Annotated in this window: 17 protein-coding genes; 3 read left to right on the forward strand and 14 right to left on the reverse strand. The window is 67.6% G+C overall.

Annotated features, from left to right (window positions below; all coding sequences use genetic code 11):
- Window positions 1-237 precede the first annotated feature (237 nt).
- Complete coding sequence (locus tag F3J10_RS06225) at window positions 238-1266, reverse strand: chitosanase (RefSeq protein ID WP_167232908.1); 1029 nt, start codon at window positions 1264-1266, stop codon at window positions 238-240.
- 506 nt (window positions 1267-1772) lie between these two features.
- Between F3J10_RS06225 and F3J10_RS06230 the strand changes: the two genes are divergently transcribed.
- Window positions 1773-2009 carry a hexameric tyrosine-coordinated heme protein gene (locus F3J10_RS06230; protein WP_025100119.1) on the forward strand — a complete coding sequence of 79 codons (237 nt, stop codon included), beginning with the start codon at window positions 1773-1775 and terminating at the stop codon, window positions 2007-2009.
- A gap of 181 nt (window positions 2010-2190) precedes the next feature.
- Window positions 2191-3132, forward strand: a complete 942-nt coding sequence (locus F3J10_RS06235) for a DMT family transporter (RefSeq protein ID WP_025100120.1) — start codon at window positions 2191-2193, stop codon at window positions 3130-3132.
- 81 nt (window positions 3133-3213) lie between these two features.
- On the opposite strand, the gene F3J10_RS06240 is transcribed toward F3J10_RS06235, so the two are convergent.
- The 8 genes from F3J10_RS06240 to F3J10_RS36190 all read right to left on the reverse strand — a co-directional run bounded on the left by F3J10_RS06240 (window position 3214) and on the right by F3J10_RS36190 (window position 9356).
- Window positions 3214-3960: a haloacid dehalogenase type II gene (locus F3J10_RS06240; RefSeq protein WP_167241662.1), complete on the reverse strand. Its 747-nt coding sequence runs from the start codon at window positions 3958-3960 to the stop codon at window positions 3214-3216.
- Between the two features lie 195 nt (window positions 3961-4155).
- Window positions 4156-5211, reverse strand: coding sequence for a HoxN/HupN/NixA family nickel/cobalt transporter (locus F3J10_RS06245; RefSeq protein ID WP_167241664.1), 1056 nt, complete (start codon window positions 5209-5211; stop codon window positions 4156-4158).
- A gap of 97 nt (window positions 5212-5308) precedes the next feature.
- Complete coding sequence (locus F3J10_RS06250) at window positions 5309-5644, reverse strand: SH3-like domain-containing protein (protein ID WP_025100123.1); 336 nt, start codon at window positions 5642-5644, stop codon at window positions 5309-5311.
- A 14-nt stretch (window positions 5645-5658) separates the two neighbouring features.
- Complete coding sequence (gene nthA / locus F3J10_RS06255; protein ID WP_166914918.1) at window positions 5659-6294, reverse strand: nitrile hydratase subunit alpha; 636 nt, start codon at window positions 6292-6294, stop codon at window positions 5659-5661.
- 9 nt (window positions 6295-6303) lie between these two features.
- Window positions 6304-6684, reverse strand: coding sequence for an SH3-like domain-containing protein (locus F3J10_RS06260; protein ID WP_205200179.1), 381 nt, complete (start codon window positions 6682-6684; stop codon window positions 6304-6306).
- Window positions 6685-7225: 541 nt separating this feature from the next.
- Window positions 7226-7876: a hypothetical protein gene (locus F3J10_RS06265; RefSeq protein WP_167241668.1), complete on the reverse strand. Its 651-nt coding sequence runs from the start codon at window positions 7874-7876 to the stop codon at window positions 7226-7228.
- A gap of 217 nt (window positions 7877-8093) precedes the next feature.
- Entirely contained in the window at window positions 8094-8714 is a 621-nt protein-coding gene (gene rclC, locus F3J10_RS06270) for a reactive chlorine resistance membrane protein RclC (RefSeq protein WP_167241670.1), read from the reverse strand.
- 72 nt (window positions 8715-8786) lie between these two features.
- Entirely contained in the window at window positions 8787-9356 is a 570-nt protein-coding gene (locus F3J10_RS36190) for a DUF4148 domain-containing protein (protein ID WP_240155408.1), read from the reverse strand.
- A gap of 275 nt (window positions 9357-9631) precedes the next feature.
- Here F3J10_RS36190 and F3J10_RS06280 point away from each other — a divergent pair, with 275 nt between their 5' ends.
- Window positions 9632-11356, forward strand: coding sequence for a DUF3300 domain-containing protein (locus F3J10_RS06280; protein ID WP_167241672.1), 1725 nt, complete (start codon window positions 9632-9634; stop codon window positions 11354-11356).
- 59 nt (window positions 11357-11415) lie between these two features.
- Here F3J10_RS06280 and F3J10_RS06285 read toward each other — a convergent pair whose 3' ends face one another.
- The 5 genes from F3J10_RS06285 to F3J10_RS06305 form a co-directional block, all read right to left on the reverse strand.
- Window positions 11416-11730: a zf-TFIIB domain-containing protein gene (locus F3J10_RS06285; protein ID WP_025100130.1), complete on the reverse strand. Its 315-nt coding sequence runs from the start codon at window positions 11728-11730 to the stop codon at window positions 11416-11418.
- Window positions 11731-11846: 116 nt separating this feature from the next.
- Complete coding sequence (rhaS, locus tag F3J10_RS06290; protein WP_025100131.1) at window positions 11847-12875, reverse strand: rhamnose ABC transporter substrate-binding protein; 1029 nt, start codon at window positions 12873-12875, stop codon at window positions 11847-11849.
- A gap of 108 nt (window positions 12876-12983) precedes the next feature.
- Window positions 12984-13979 carry an ABC transporter permease gene (locus tag F3J10_RS06295; protein ID WP_167241674.1) on the reverse strand — a complete coding sequence of 332 codons (996 nt, stop codon included), beginning with the start codon at window positions 13977-13979 and terminating at the stop codon, window positions 12984-12986.
- Window positions 13972-14994 (reverse strand): ABC transporter permease, encoded by a 1023-nt coding sequence (locus tag F3J10_RS06300; RefSeq protein ID WP_240155412.1) that lies wholly within the window; start codon window positions 14992-14994, stop codon window positions 13972-13974. Before F3J10_RS06300 ends, F3J10_RS06295 begins: the two co-directional genes overlap by 8 nt.
- A 17-nt stretch (window positions 14995-15011) precedes the next feature.
- Window positions 15012-16547, reverse strand: coding sequence for a sugar ABC transporter ATP-binding protein (locus F3J10_RS06305; RefSeq protein WP_167241679.1), 1536 nt, complete (start codon window positions 16545-16547; stop codon window positions 15012-15014).
- Between the last annotated feature and the right edge of the window lie 36 nt (window positions 16548-16583).

The raw sequence follows: 16583 nt of genomic DNA on the forward strand, positions 1-16583 counted from the left end.
GAAGAATCCTTGTCTGGAGAATGGCGCCGGCCTCGAGCGGTGGCGGATGGGCTGAAGCTGTGCAGCCGGGGAGAACTAGGGGGAGAAAGCCTCGACGCGACGCTCGCCGTCGCGATGCAAGGCGTGGCCTGGCCCTGGAGATGAGCCGGGCGCCGGCCTCCAGGTCGGCTCTTGGAAGGGAGACGTATCCAGGCCGCGCTCGCCTCCGGAGGTGCCGGCGAGCGCGGGTTTGCTGCCTTACTTCATTTTCCAGCTGGTGGCCTTGACGATATCCGCGTCACAGTTCCTGAGGTTCGAGAGCCCCTCGTTGAGCAGGCTGTCCCATTGCTTGACGCGATTCAGGCCATTCGGCGCCTGGTTGAAATGGCTCGTATCGACGACCTTCGAACGTTCCGCGTGGAAGGCATTCATGAAGGTCTTTTCGTCGGCGCTGTTCGGCACCCGCTTGAGCAGCCCCAACAAGGCATTGGGGCTGGCGTCCACCCCTTGATTGAGCGCCGTGTCGACGAAGGAGCCGATCGTCAGGGCGCTGCCGAAGCCGCGGTTGCGCGCTTCCTGGACGCTGGGCTGGATATAGACCGTGTAGAAGGTTCGCCACATCGCCTCCCGCCAGGCCGGGTTGTTCTGCAAGCCGTTGACCTTGGCGCAGAAATCCTTCTTCTTGCCGTCGATCTTCAGGATCGGTCCCGACATCGTGCCGGTCGCGCCGATGCGCGCGAGGCCGCCTTCGACCGACGGCGTCGCGGCGCCGCTCGCCGCGTCGAAGTTCCTGAACAGCGTCGGGCCGTCGGGATCGCCGTCATTCGGGCCGCCGGTGGTGGCGCCGAAGATGCCGATCGTGAACCCACGATCGTCGCCGATGTCCTCGCAGTAGCCGTACACGTTGGTCCACGTGAGGGAGTCCTGCTCGGACTTGTTGACCAGCTTCATGATGTTGTCCCACTGCTCGCCGTCGAGGCCGGTCGACGTCTGCAGGAACTGCAAGGTCGCGGGCGAGAAATGGCCATTGTGGTCGAGGTCGTCCGGCGTCAGCTTGGCGGGCTTGCAGGCCGCCCCGATCACCCAGGGCTGGCCGCTGCCGTCGGCCCCGCTCGCCGTGTCGGGCGTATTGCCCTGGCTGCGGTAGGCCGCGATGTAGTTGCGGTTCTGGTAGCTGACGACGTTACCGGTATCGTAGGTGGCCGTTGCCGCCCACGGTGAATTGCAGACCTCGACCTTGGTCGCGGCCGACTGCTGCGCCGACGCCGACGAGGAAGCCAGCAACATGATGGCTGCGCACGGCGCGAAAACGGCCCCCAAACCACGCGGAATGGACTTCATATCTATGATCTTTGAATAATCGTTGTGTGTTATCGGAAGGGTGGATTTTATTTATCAATTTCCGCCCTGTCCGTCGCTGCCGGATTCGTTTTTATTATTGAGAATCCGAATTTAATTATCGTAATAATTGCAAAGTTCATTCCGTGATTTTGCGAAAAAATGTATCAAAAAACGAAAGGCGACGATTCCCGATCAAGATGCCGTGTGGCGATGCTTTAGTTGATTCGAATTTCCAGGGAGAGATAAACCAGTCAGTCCATCGCTGGTTGAAATTGATTATGATTCGGCGCCAGGGGCGCGGAATCACCCGCCTCCGCAGCCCGGCGCCACGAACTCATAAGCACTCGCTTCAAAGAACGCGCTCGACCGCGCACGACGATGGATTTACCATTTCCAACCCGGGTCGCGCGATCCGGCGTGAGATATCCCCACCTTTCCAGGAAAATCCATAAATGACCACGACATTAATCCCCGGCAATACGCTCATCACGCCATCCCCGGAGGAAGGGCGCCAGCTCGCGATGAAAATGGCGCGCCTCGTCATCAAGGCGACCCAGCCCGACGAGGCCGTGCGCAACCAGCTCCGCGACGTCTATGCGAACGACGCCGCGATGCTGCTGCAAGTGGGGCAGATCGTTGCCGCCGAATTCGCGACGATCGCCGCGGCCAATAACTACTGGCGCGCCTGAACGGCATGAATGGCCGGCACCCGCTCGCCGCGGGCCGGCCCGCGTGACACCTCGACATCGACGGCAGTCCCCTCTGCCGCCTGGACGCAGCGTCCAAGCTTGCTGCCTTGTCCCGCCACGGCAAATCTGAAAACCTCCCTCCGACAAGACGTTCGAACCTGTCCATCGGAGCGTATTCGAGATGTTTTCAAGCCTGGCACCGTTGTTCTTCGTGCTCATCTGGTCCACGGGGCTCGTCGTCGCGAAAGCGGTGGTGCCGCATGCCTCGACGGACCTGTTCCTGCTGGTGCGCATGCTGCTGAGCGCGGGCCTGCTCGGCGCGCTGGCGCTGGCGGCCCGCGAGCGCTGGCCACGTGGCCGGCAGTTGGCGAGCCACCTGCTGGCCGGTGCGCTGCTGCACGGCGTCTACCTGAGCGCGGCCTACTGGACGGTCGGGCATGGCATGCCGGCCGGCGTGATGTCGCTGATCGGCAGCATGCAGCCGATCGTGACGGTGCTCGCGATGTTCTTCATTTTCGGCGAACGTCCGGCGCCGCGGACCGTGGCCGGCCTGGCGATCGCGATTGCCGGCGTGGTGTGCGTGCTGATGCCGGCCGTGGCGGGCACCGGCACGACGGCGCAGCACTTCGGCGTGCTGGCCGTGGCGGTCGCGATCGTCTCGGTAACGGGCATGACCGCCGGCACCATGATCCAGCGCGGCCGGCTCGCCGGCGACGGCGTGCGCGTGTCGGCCAGCGTGCAGAACGCCGGCGGCGCGATGGTGGCCCTCGCGGGCATGTTGCTGGGCGGCGGGTATCGCTGGGACGGCACGCCCACGCTGTGGCTGGGCCTGGCCTGGTCGGTGGTGGGCCTGTCGGTCGGCGCGGTGCTGTTGCTGGTGTGGATGGTGCGCGTGCACGGCGCGACCAGGATGAGCACCCTGCTGCTTGCCGTGCCGGCCCTGGCCGCCGCCGAGGCATGGGCCCTGTTCGGCGAGAAGCTGAGCGCGCTCCAGATGCTGGGCTTCGTGCTCGCCCTGGCCGGCGTGGTGCTCGCCCGCCGGGCCGCGGCGCCCTCGCCGCTCAAGCCGGCGCCGGCCGGCTCGCTCGAGATCCAGCCAGGCGCGGCCGCCTCGCGCAAGTAGAGCTTCGCGCCCGGCTCGCTCCCGACTCGGGCTCGAACGTCCCCCGCCAGAAACCGGGGACGCCCGAGCCCGGCACGGCACTTAGAGGCCCACGAAAGCCGGCAAGGGCTTGAAGTCGGCGCCGATCTGGTTCGGCATGACGCCCAGTTGCTCGGTGGGTGCCTTCAGGCGATTGGCCCACAGCGTCGGAAAACCGAAGGTCTTCGCGCCGGCGGCATCCCAGCCCGCGAAGGCGACGAAGGCGATCTGCTCGCGCGGCAGGCCGAAGGCATCGATGCCCATCTGGTACGAGCGCGGATCGGGCTTGTAGGCCTTGACCAGGTCGGTCGACAGCAGGTGGTCGAACACGCCGCGCAGCTCCGGATTGTTCCTGACGCCGGCCTCCAGCATCGGCAGCGAGAAGTCGGTCAGCGGCGCCAGGCCGATGCCGTGCGCCTTCAACTGCTTCAGCGCCGGCACCACGTCCGGCCAGACCTTCTGGTTCAGGAACCCGGCCAGCAACTGCTGGCGCTGCTCCGGCGCGAGGCTGGCCTTCTCCGCTTCTTCCGTGAACTGCAGCGCGTCGGCGCTGATCTGCACGAAATCGACATAGCTGCCCATCAGGGTCCGCAGCCAGGTGTAGTCGAATTGCCGGGCACGCCAGGTGGCCACGAAGGCGGCGCCCCGGCCCGGCAGGAACTGCTCCACCATGGCGAAGATCGGGCGCGGATCGAACAGCGCCAGGCCGTCGAAGCCCACTGCCTTGATTCCGTTGCTTGCCGCCCAGGCCGGGATTGCCGTGCTTGCCGCGCTGGCCAGGGCCGCGGTCACGAAGTTGCGTCGATTCATGGTTTGCCTTTGCTGATGTCGAACATCGGTGGAGGATTGGATGGGACGAACCGGAAGCGGGCTTGCCGGCGCGAAGGCGCGGCGCGCACGACGGCGCGCCGATTCGCGTGGGTTCGCGAATCGGCCCCGGTACGTCGGTGAAAAGGAAAGGTTTCGGCCTGGGCTTGGACCTGGGCTGTGGCCTGGGTTTGGGCCTTAACGCCGGACTTCGATGGTGTCGAACGACTGGCGCCGATAGATCAGCGCGGAAACGGCCCAGCTCAGGATGAAGATGCCGATGATGGCGTAGCCGAGCGTGCCGAAGTTGTCGTTGAGCGCGCCGATGGCATCCCAGAAGGCGCCGCTCACCTTGGCGTGGTTGGCGACCAGCCCCAGCGCCTCCACGCCGCCGACCACCACCGCCGCGATCACCGAGATCAGCGTGATGGTCATGTTGTAGTAGATCTTGCGCAGCGGCTTCATGTAGGCCCAGCCATAGGCGCCCAGCATCAGGTGGCCGTCGAGCGTGTCGATCAGGGACATGCCCGCGCTGAACAGGATCGGGAACACCATGATCGCCCACGGCGACAGCCCTTGCGCCGCCTGGTTGCCCGAGATGCCCAGCAAGGCGATCTCGGTCGAGGTGTCGAAGCCCAGCCCGAACAGGAAACCGAGCGGGTACATGTGCCAGCTCGCGCCGATCACGCGGAACACGCGCCGGAACATGCGCGAGAAGAAACCGCGCTCGGCCAGCAGCGCGTTGAAATCGTCGTCGTGGTAGGCGCCGCCGTTGCGCACGCGAATCCAGGTCTTGACGATCGAGCGCAGGATGATCAGGTTCATCGCCGCGATCGCCAGCAGGAAGCCGGTCGACACCGAGGTGCTGACGATCGAGCCGATCGCCTTGTAATGGGCGAAGCGCCCGTTCAGCGCCGTGGCGACCACCGCCACCGCCGCCGAGGCCAGGATCACCACGCTGGCATGCCCGAGCGAGAAGAACAGCCCCACCGTCACCGGCCGCTGGCCGTCCTGCATCAGCTTGCGCGTGACGTTGTCGATGGCCGCGATGTGGTCCGCGTCCACCGCGTGACGAAGGCCGAAGCCATAGGCCAGCAAGGCGGTGCCCAGCACCACCGGATGATGCCGGAACGCCATGAAGGCCCACAGCCACGCGAGCAGGTTCAGGCCGATCAGGAATGCATAGGTCGCAAGCAGCTTGCGCCTTACCGTTTCATCCGACTGGCTGACGATGCCGATGAATCGCGAGATCATGCTGCGTCCTTGTTTGCGTCGCCCGGCGACGACGGGCGAACTCGAGGTTCGAAGCGGCGCGGCCATGCCGATCGCACGAGCGCGCCGCGCATGCCGCTCAGACCGGCACGCCGAGCCGCAGCGACACTTCCTTGTGCTTGCGGCCGATTTCGTCGGGGTTGAGGATGCCCTTCTGCATCAGGCAATTCGAGGCCGACACGATCCACTTCTCGTAGTAGGTCAGCTTCGCCGCCATCTCGGTGCCGATTTCCTCGGTACCGCGGCGCTTCTCCTCGGTATTGACGATCTTGTGGAAATCGAGCACGTCCAGCAGCGCGTGGCAGCGCTTCTCCCAGGGCAGCAGCGGATGTTCGACGATCTGCACGGGCTCGTGGGCGCCGGTGCCGCCGAAGTCGTTGGGCAGCTTCTTCACCAGCATCGAGGTATCGGTCATGGGTGTCTCTCCTGTTAGATGCGCGGTACCGACACGCCGATCATCGTATCGCGCGTTGCCAGCTTGACGAGTTGCTCCTCGGTGTAATGCTCGGTGCCCTTGGGGCGCAGCGGCAGCACCAGGTAGCGCAGGTTCGAGGTCGAGTCGTTGACGCGCACCTCGACGTGCTCGGGAATCCGGGTGCCGAATTCCTCCAGCACGGCGCGCGGCTCGCGCACCGCGCGCGAGCGGTAGGGCTTGCTCTTGTACCAGTCGGGCGGCAGGCCCAGCACCGGGCGCGGATAGCAGGAGCACAGCGTGCAGACGATCAGGTTGTGCACCGTCTCGGTGTTTTCCAGCACCGTGAAGGTGGTGTCGTCGTACATGGAGATGCCCATCTCCTCGGCCGCCGCGTTGCCGTCCGCCAGCAGCCGGGCCTTGAAGGCCGGATCCACCCAGGCGCGCGCCACCAGGCGCGAGCCGAGGATCGGCGAGCGCGAGTCGAGCACCTCGATCTGGTGGCGAACCTCGTCCGCCGTGATCAGCTCGCGCTCGATCAGCAACTCGCGAATCGCGATTTCCAGGATTTCGTAATAACCCGGTTGCTCGTTGTTCTCGATGGCCGCGTGCTCGGAATGGTCCGAATGGTCGTGCGTATGATCGTTTGCCATGTTTCGCCCTTATGCCTTTTCAAGCCAATTTTCAAAAATCTCGAGTTGCAGCGTGTCCGACGGCGCGCCTTCGTTTTCCGGCCAGAGATCCTTTTGCGAGAAACGCACCTGGTAAAGCCAGAGCTGGCTGCCGGCGTTATGGCCGAATGCCTCCTGCTCGGGATTGATGTATTGCTCGACCACCCTCACCACCTGGCCGGGTTTGCCGCGCAAATAGAACGGCGTGCGGTAATGGCCGATCGGATAGCGGACCGACACCCTGACGTGGTCGCCCACCTGGAACGGCGACACCCGCCCTTCGCGATTGACGATGCCGGGAATCCTGGCGATGTGCGAAGCCGCGGCGGCGTGGGCCGGGGCGCCGAACGCGATCGCCGCGCCGCCGGCCACCAGCGACTTCAGCAGCGTCCTGCGGGCCGGCGAGCTTTCGTGGTTCGCCGAATGGGCGGGATGAAGCGAGGGAGAATCATTGATCGACATGGCTGCCACCTTTCGAGGATACAGGCCTGAAAATCCTGTTTACCGCTAATGACGCAAAATCCGGAATCCAGGCGCGACGGTAATGATTGGTATGGGAACTCGATCGAAACCGCCATTGCCGATATCGTCGGCAAGCGGCGGATTCGATTCGATGCGTTTTTCGATTTCCAGCTGGAAATTGTTTCCGAATCGATATTTTCAGATTTGCCATGTCGAAACAAGGCACGAATCTTGGAAGCAGCGTCTAAGTCGGACCAAGCGCGGAAATGGCCCGGCGGCGGCCTGGGAATGGCCGCTGGAATCGGTTCGGAAAATGCCCCGCGGGCCGCGCGCGAAGTGATCGGCGCGGCCGCGAATCAAGGATCAGGGCTGGCGGGAAGGTGCGGCGGGAGAGTCAGGCGAGGACGGCGCGAGGGCGTGGGCCATGGCACGGCCGGATGGCGTGCCCGTGTCAGTGACCGAGGTTGGTTTCGCAATCTTCCCAGTACCGCAGCGGATCGCGGTGCTGCGGATAACGCTCGTTGAGCCAGCCCGTCAGGCGGTTCCATTCCGGGTGGCGGGAGCCGATCAGCGAGGACCAGATCTCCGAGCGTTCGAGGATCTTGCCGCTCGCGCGATCGCGGATCAGCAGGCTGCCGAGGCCGCTCGAGCTGTTGGTCTGCGATTCGACCTGGTAGCGCGGCAGGATCCGCAGTTCGGCGTCCTCGGCCCAGCCGTAGACGGCGCGAACCGTGTTCGCGGGGTCGCGCAGCTCGATCGGGCCGCTGGCCGGACGAATCGCCTTCCAGCCTTCCGGGAACTCGACGACGATCTCGTGGCCGCCTTCGCGCACCAGCTTCACGCGCCAGGCGCGTGCCATCGCCTCGCGCAGGCGGGCCGCCGACTCGTAGCCGGACGGCAGTTCGACCGCCATCGGCAGGGTGACCAGACTGTCCTTCCAGAGCCGGCTTTCGTCGGCGGCGCGCTCGATGGTCTCGAATCCGCTGCCTTCGAAGGGATTCACCGGCCGGCTCGACGCGCTCGTGCTGATGCTGCCACCGGGTAAGCCCGAAAAGAGACGCTCGGCGTCCTGTCGGGTCAGTTTTGTCTTTCCTTTTTTCATCAGTTCTTTTTGTGCCACGATCTCGATTACCTCGGGCCCGTGCCGGATACCGGCACCGCGCCCCTTTTTACGGGCGCCCGAATGGGCCCGAAGCGCCATTTTGCACGCATATTACCGGCTTGCCGGCCTCGGTGGGGCCGAGATGCGTAGAAGAATGGCTTGGCACCGGGCGGGGACACGGCGCCGAGCGCCCGGCTGCGAGGTCCCCGCCCGCTTCTCAGCGCACGGCCCGTGCCCGGGATTGTCCGCAGCCGCCCACCTCGCATCGGCTCTCGCGCTCGGCGAGCAGCCGTTTCGCCGAGTCCGCCATGACCAGCACCGAGGCCGCCAGGATCACGGTGTCCTTGATGATCAGGCGGCCGTGCTCGGAGAGGAAGGGAAAGCCGTGCTGCGCGTCGCCCAGCGCTGGCACCCAGGTTTCCGGCGTGCTCGCCAGGAACGACAGCGTGACGAAGGGCGTGATAAACGACAGCAGGCCGCCGAGCAGGCCCAGCTTGCGCGAGGCGACGTTCGACAGCACCAGTAGGCCGATCAGGATCTCCAGCGTTCCCAGGCCGCGCGAAAAGGCATAGGTGTTGTTGTCCCGCTGCCAGGCGCGTTGCTCGGGCACCAGTTGCCCTTCCTTCGTCATGTGCCGGGCGTAATCCTCGGGATGCTTGTAGAAGAATTCCATCACGGGGCTTTGCGCCACCAGCGGCGTGATGCTGTCGGCCTCGTAAGGCACGAACTTCAGCGCGCCGATCCAGAGAAACACGATGGCGATCGAGATGCGGACCAGGTTGACGCCGAAACGATCGGCGCGGCTGGTGACCTTCAGGAAATGGATATAGGCATTCATGTACGTTTCAAACCACGGCGAGGAAAGTCTAGAGGAGCGCGGACATCCACCATGCCGCGCTCCCGTCCCGGATCAGCTGCCAAAGTAGACCGGCTTCAGGCCGCTGTTCTCGTCCGCGGCGATGCCGCGATTCGCGCCGCCGGCTTCCGAGCGCACGGCCGGGTTGGCGCCATAGCCCGCCGCGCCCTCGCCTTGCCGGTTGGCGGCGATGCGTTGCTCCGCGGCCTGCAGTTGCGTCGGGTAGCTGTTGTCCTCGCCACGGCCCGCGTTGTAGCCGGCCTCGTGCAGCTGCACGATCTCGGCGCGTACCTGGGCGCGCGTCAGCGTGCCGGCCTGGGCGTTGGCGGTGCCGGCGGCGAATGCCGCGACGAGGGTGGTGGCAGCGACGAACACGGGGATAAAGCGCTTCTTCATGATCTTCTCCATCTGGCAAATTAGGTGTGCGTACAAGCTTGTCGGCTCGACATGCTGGATCGATGCCGCCGGGTTGCCGGGATGCGTCGTACTTGGTGATCGCATGAGCACACTGTAGTTGCCGGGCCGTCGCGCTTGAATGCCGGGCAAGCTCAACAAGATGCCCGTTCGTCTCACGATGAGGATCAGGAGCAAAAGCACTGTCGGCGCTTCGTGCGAGCCCTTCATTTTCATTTCGGCGAAGCGGCTCGCCAGCGGATTGAAAGGCTTTGCCGATCGGCACGAAGCCGGCCGCCGAGGGCTGGAGCCCGCGTCACGCAAGGGGCGCACAGACTGTTACATAAAGCGCGCCGCATCTCGTGCACGAAGCCTCGCGGAGGATCGTTATGCTCACTGTGGCCGCCGCGCCAGGCTTTCGTTTCCGTCAGGTCGAGATGGCCGCCACCCGGCAACACCGCTGCCGCAAGCCCGGGCTCACTCCGATGAACGACAAGCACAAGATCATGAAAGACACCCTGCCGCCTCGTCACCACCCCGCTCGCGCGATCGTCGCGTCCACGCTCGTGATCGCCCTGCTCGGCCTCGCCGCCTGCAACCGGAAGAGCGATGACGCGCCGCCGGCCGCCGCGGCCAGCGCCGCGAGCGCGCCGGCCGCTTCCGACGCGCAGCCGGCACCGGCCGCCTACACGCCGCCGAGCGCCGACCAGCTCTACCAGATGGTGGCGCCGATCGCGCTGTTCCCGGACAAGCTGGTGGCGCTGGTCCTGGCCGGCGCCACCTACCCCGACCAGGTCACCGCCGCCAATACCTGGCTCGGCCAGAATCCGACGCTCAAGGGCGCCGACCTGACGGCCGCCGCCGACGCGCAGCCCTGGGACCCTTCGGTCAAGGCGCTCACGGCCTTCCCGGCGGTGCTCTCGCAGATGGCCTCGAACATCGAATGGACCACCGCGCTCGGCCAGGCCTACTACCACGATCCGAACGACGTGCTGAACGCGATCCAGGTGATGCGCCAGCGTGCGCAGAAGGCGGGCCACCTGAGTTCGGGCAGCCAGCTGCACGTCACCCAGGTGGCGCAGGCCGCGCCGCCGCCGTCCTACACGCCGGCGCAAAGCGGCCCGGCGATCTACGAGGGGCCGCCGATCGTGCCGCCGCCGCCCCAGACCATCGTGATCGAGCCGGCCCAGCCCGATACCGTCTATGTGCCGGCCTACAACCCGGCGGTGGTTTACGGCGAGCCGGAGGTCTACCCCGGTTACGCCTACCGGCCGAGCTACGACACCGGCGCGGTGGTCACCGCGGGCGTGCTGTCGTTCGGGGTGGGGATCGCCGTGGGGGCGCTGTTCAGCCATCACGACTGGGGCTGGCATTCGTGGGGCGTGAACTGGGGCGCGCCGCATCCGGGCGGCCCGGCCTGGGGCAACCGGGAACGGCCGGCGGTGGTGTACAACCACACCACCTACATCTCGAAGTCGACCACCGTGATCAACAACATCCACAACACGCGGATCACGAACAACGTCACCAACAACTACGGCAACACCACCAACAACGTCGGCAACCTGGTCAATCGCGGCGCGCCGCCGGCCGGCGTGGCCGCCGCGCAGCAGATGCGCGAACAGCAGGCCGCGCGCGAGCAGCAGATGCGCGAGCATCCGGGGGCGCCGCATCCCGGTCCGTCGGCGATGTCGATGCCGCATTTCGGCGCCAACGATACGCGGCCGGGCGAACGGCCCGAGCCGCATCCCGACGCGAATCGTCCGAACGAGATGGCCGCGCATGCCGGCCCGGGCGAACCGCATCCGGGTGAGGCGCGGCGCGTCGAGCGCAACGAGGCGGCCCAGGGCGGCGCCCATCCGCCCGCCGAGGGCCGCGCGCCGGAAAACGTCCCGCATCCGCCCGCCAACGCGAACGCGATGCACGGCCCGAATCCGGCGAACGGCGAGATGCGCGAGATGCCCGGCATGCAGATGCACCAGCAGGCCGAGCCGCGCCGCGAGCCCGAGGCGCCGCGCAACGAGCCGGCCGAGGCGCCCCGCCAGCAGCGCGAGGCGCCGCCCCAGGCGCGCGAGGCCTTCCAGCAGCAGCATGAGGTGCATGCGCCGCCGCAGCAGCACGAGGCGCCGCGCCCGGCTGCGCAGCCCCGGCCGGCCGAGCATGCGCAACATGAGCCCGAGCAGCACGCGGCACCGCATCCGCAGGAGCACGAAAGGCAGCAGCACCGCTGATCGCGTCGCCGCTCGCCAACCAAAAAAAGCTGCCGGCGCGATGCCGGCGGCTCCTTGGCTCAATCGAAATCGAACATGTCGAACAGCGAGCGTTTCTTGCGATAAGGCTGCGGGTGCCCGGAGCGAGGCTCGTCGCGCCGGTACCGATGATCGTCATGGCGCGCCTCGCGCTGCCGCTCGAATTCGCGCTCGTCGTGCCCGCGCGTGTTCGACGAGGCCGGTGCCCTGGCCTGCTCCTCGCCATCGAGCGCGATCAGCTTGTCGAGCTCGCCGCGATCGAGCCACACGCCGCGACAGCTCGGGCAGTAGTCGATCTCGATCGAGCGGCGCTCGGCGATCAGCAGGTCCGGGGTCTTGCAGACGGGGCATTTCATCTTGCTGGCTCCTTGAACGGCTTGAAGATGGAGCCAGCATAAGGATCTGGCCGATTCGAAAAAACCTGTATCCGACGAAATTCGACTGCGGTTTTTTCGAACCTTTACGCCCCGACTCAGAAATTGAACTGGTCGATATTGCCCGCATCGAAGGTGGTCGGCGGCCCGAGCACCACCTCGCCGTTCTTGCCGATGCTGCGCCGCCCCAGCTTGCCGGCCTCGAAGGATTCGCCCTCCTTGCCGCTGATGTTGCCCGAGGCGAGATTGGCGGCGGCATAGGCGGCCAGGTAGCCGAGCTGGCCCGGATCCCACAACTGGAACGCCTTGACCGTGCCGTTCTTGACGAAGGCGCGCATCTGGTTCGGCGTGCCGAGGCCGGTCACGGCGACGCGGCCCTTGCTCGACGAGGTGGAGATATAACGCGCCGCCGCCACGATCCCCACCGAGGTGGGCGCCACGATCGCCTTCAGGTTCGGATAGGCCTGCAGCAGCCCCTGGGTCTCGACGAAGGACTTCTGGTCGTCGTCGTTGCCGTAGGCGATCTTGACCAGCTTCAGCTTCGCGTATTCGGGCTTCTTCAGTTCCTCCTGCATCCAGTGGATCCAGGTGTTCTGGTTGGTCGCGTTGGGCGTGGCCGAGAGGATCGCGAACTCGCCCTCGCCGCCGGTCAGCTTGGCCACCAGCTGGATCTGCCCGCGCCCGATGCTTTCCGCGTTGGCCTGGTTGACGAAGATCTGCCGGCCGTCGGGCGCCGTGTCGGAGTCGAAGGTCACCACCTTCACGCCTTGCGACATGGCCCGCTTCAGGTAGGGCACCAGCGCGTTGGCGTCGTTGGCGGCGATCACGATCGCGTCCTGCCGCTGGGTGGTCAGCGTGTTGATGTACTGCACCTGCGAGGACGCGCCCGCGTCCGAGGGGCCCACCACCTTGCCCTGCCCCTTCAGCTCCTTGATCGCGGCCAGGCCGCCGTCGTCGGCGATCACCTCGTAGGGGTTGTTGATCTGCTTGGGCACGAAGGCGATCTTGAGGCCCTCCTTGACGCCGGCCGCGGTGGCCGCCGGCGCGGCGAGCGCAGACAGCGCGGCAAGCGCGACCAGCAGCGCGCCGGCGGCCGCGCGCGCGGCCGGATTGGGGAATCGATGCATGCTTGTCTCCAGGTTGGGCCGAAGCGAGCGTCCGGCCGTGTTGATATGCAGGGGTTCGAGCTGCCGCGCGATGCCTGCCGCGCGGCACGAAGGGGGAGCCGCCCGGCTTCAGGACGCCCGCATGCGCCGCCGCAGCCGGCGTGCCTGCCAGGCGCCGAGCAGGTTCGGGATCAGCACCGAGGACAGCAGCAGCACGCCGGTGACGATGGTGAGCGCCTCGCTCGACACGTCCACCAGGGTCAGCGCGTTCTTCAGCACGCCGACGATCAGCAGCGACAGCAGCACGCCATACAGCGAGCCGCGCCCGCCGAAGATGCTCACGCCGCCGAACAGCACGGCCGCGATCACGGCCAGCTCGAAACCCTCGCCGTTGTCGCCGCGCGCGCTGGTGAAGCGCAGCGTGTAGACCACCCCGGCCAGCGCGCTCATCAGGCCCGACATCACGAACAGGCGCAGCTTGATGCGCGCCACGGCGATGCCCGAGAAGGTGGCGGCGGCGGGATTCGCGCCGATCGCGTAGAGGCTGCGGCCGAAGGCGCTGGCCTGCAGCAGCACCGTGAACAGCAGCGCCGCGGCCATCACGATCAGGAACGGCAGGGGCAGGAAGCTGCCGCCCAGGTTGTCCATGCCGAAGGCCGTGTAGGCGGGCGGGAAATCGGCGATCGCCTGGTCGCCGAGCAGCACGTAGGCCAGGCCGCGGAACAGCGCGAGCGTGCCGATCGTCACCGCCAGCGAGGGCAGCCGGAAGCGCACGATCACCCAGCCGTTGACGAGCCCGGCCAGGATGCCGGCCGCCAGCACCAGCGCGATCACCAGCGGCATCGGCAGGCCCAGGTGCCAAAGCACGCCCATCAGCGCGCTGGACGCGCCCAGGATCGAGGCCACCGACAGGTCGATCTCGCCGGTCACGATGATCAGGGTCATGCTCAGCGCCATCAGCGAGATCTCGCCGATGTCGAGCAGGATGTTGGCGAGGTTCGCGCTCTCCAGGAACACCGGCGAGAGCACCCGCCCCAGCACCAGCGAGGCGGCCAGGATCAGCACCAGCAGCCCCTCCCAGCCGAGGGCCGCGCGCCGGCGCGCGGCACGGATCGGTTCAGCCATGGTCGCGTTTCCTCATCATGCGCTTGGCCACCGAGCGGGCCAGCAGCGTGTCGGCCGTCACGGCGGCCACGATCAGCGCGCCCTCGATCGCCTGTTCCCAGAACGGCGAGACATGCAGCACGGCCAGCGCGATATTGATCACGCCGAGCACCAGCGCGCCCAGCGCGGCGCCGAGGATGGTGCCCACCCCGCCGTTGATCGCCACGCTGCCCACCACCGCGGCGGCCACCACCTGCAGCTCGATGCCCTTGCCGGTGCTGGCGTCGGCGGTACCGAAGCGCGCCAGCCACAGCGCGCCGGCCAGCCCCGCCAGCGCGCCCGAGATCAGGAAGCCGGCCATCACGCGGCGCTCGACGCGGATCCCGGCCAGCCGCGCGGCCTCGGGGTTCGAGCCGATCGCGTAGTGCTCGCGGCCGGCCCGGTAGCGCTTCAGGTAGAGCGACAGGCCCGCCAGCAGCAGCGCGGTGAGCAGCACCAGCACCGGCACGCCGAGCAGCGAGCCGGTGGCCAGCCGCGAATAGGCGTCGGGCAGGTTCGAGGCGTTGATCTGGCCGCCGTGCACCCAGGCGTAGTCGGCGCCGCGCAGGATGTAGAGCATCGACAGCGTGGCGACCAGCGAGGGCACCCGCCCGAAGGCCACCAGCAGGCCGTTGAGGCCGCCGGCGGCGAGCCCGATGGCGAGGCCGGCGGCCAGCGCGAGCGGCACCGGCAACTGCGGGAAGGCCACGTAGAGGCTGCCCACGCCGTAGGCGCCCAGTCCCACCACCGAGCCGACCGACAGGTCGATATGGCGCATCAGCACCACGATCGTCATGCCGGCCGTCAGCAGGCCGACGATCGACACGTTCAGCAGCACGTCGCGCAGGTTCTGCAGGTTGAGGAACTGCGGACGCGCCAGCGCGGTGCCGCCCACCAGCAACAGCAGCACCACGAACAGCGTGGTCTCGCGGCTGCGGGCGATGGCGGCGGCCAGCGCCGCGAGCGGGTGCCGGCCCGGCGCCTCGGCGCGATTCATGGCAGGGGTTCCGGTGGTCATGCGGCGCGCTCCAGGGAGGGGTCGCGCCCGCCGAGCGCGGCGCGCATGATGCGCTCCTCGTCGGCCTCGGCGCGCGGGATATCGGCGCGGATCCGCCCTTCGTGCATCACCAGCACGCGGTCGGCCATGCCCAGCACCTCGGGCAGCTCGCTTGAGATCATCAGCACCGCCATGCCCTCGCGCACCAGCTCGGCCAGCGCGGCATAGACCTCGGCCTTGGCGCCCACGTCGATGCCGCGCGTGGGTTCGTCGATGATCAGCACCGCGGGCCCGGTGGCCAGCCACTTGCCGAGCACCACCTTCTGCTGGTTGCCGCCCGACAGCGTGCCCACCGGCAGCCGCAGGTCGCCGGCCTTCAGGCGCAGCCTGGCGCCCCAGTCGGCGGCCAGCGCCAGCTCGCGCGCGGCCGATACCAGCCCGAAGCGCGCCAGGTGTCCCAGCACCGTCATCGAGGCATTGCGCGCGATGCTCAGCTCCAGCGCCAGGCCCTGCTCGCGGCGGTCCTCGGGCACCATCGCCAGGCCCGCGCGCACCGCGCGGCCGGGGTCGCCCGGCGCGAGCCGCCGGCCCGCCACCACGATCTCGCCGGCATCGAGCGGATCGATGCCGAACACGGCGCGCGCCACCTCGCTACGCCCCGCGCCCACCAGCCCGGCCAGCGCGACGATCTCGCCCGCGTGCACCTCGAAGGACACGTCCTTGAACACGCCCACGCGCGTGAGCCCGCGCACCGCCAGGCGCACCGCGCCGCGCTCGACCTCGGCCTTCGGGTAGAAGCTGGCCAGGTCGCGGCCCACCATGGTGGCGACGATGCGCGCGGTGTCCAGCTCGGCGGTGGGCGCGTCCAGCACCTTGGCGCCGTCGCGCATGATGGTGACGTGCCGGCTCAGCGCGAATACCTCCTCGAGCCGGTGCGTGATGAACAGCACCGCCGCGCCGCGCTCGCAGAGCGTGCGCACGATCGCGAACAGGCGCTCGACCTCGGGCCGCGAGAGCGCCGCGGTCGGCTCGTCCATCACCAGCACGCCGGCTTCCAGCGACAGCGCCTTGGCGATCTCGATCACCTGCTGGTCGGCGATCGAGAGCCCGCGCACCGGCTGCCGCGGCTTCAGGTTCACGCCCAGCGAGGCGAGCAGCGCCGCCACCTGGCGTTCCATCGCCGCGCTGTCGATGCGCCCGAGCCGGTCCAGCGGCTGCCGCCCCATGTAGATGTTCTCGGCGATCGACAGGTCGAAGAACAGCGTGGGCTCCTGGTAGATCACCGCGATGCCGGCCTCGCGCGCCGCCGAGGGCGAGGCGAAGCGCCGGGCCACGCCGTCCACGCGCAGCTCGCCGGCATCGGGCGCGTGCACGCCGGCCAGGATCTTCACCAGGGTCGATTTGCCGGCGCCGTTCTCGCCGAGCAGCGCATGCACCTCGCCCGCGCGCAGCACCAGCTCGCCGCCGGTCAGCGCGCGCACCGCGCCGAAGGACTTGCTGGCGCCGCGCAGTTCGAGGCGCGGCGGCGGGGCCGCCTGTACCGGTGTCGCCAAGATCGTCTCCTTGTTGGTGTTGCCAATGAGGCTGGG

Origin of the sequence: Burkholderia sp. Cy-637 (assembly GCF_011753175.1) — a bacterium.
Taxonomy (GTDB): domain Bacteria; phylum Pseudomonadota; class Gammaproteobacteria; order Burkholderiales; family Burkholderiaceae; genus Burkholderia; species Burkholderia gladioli.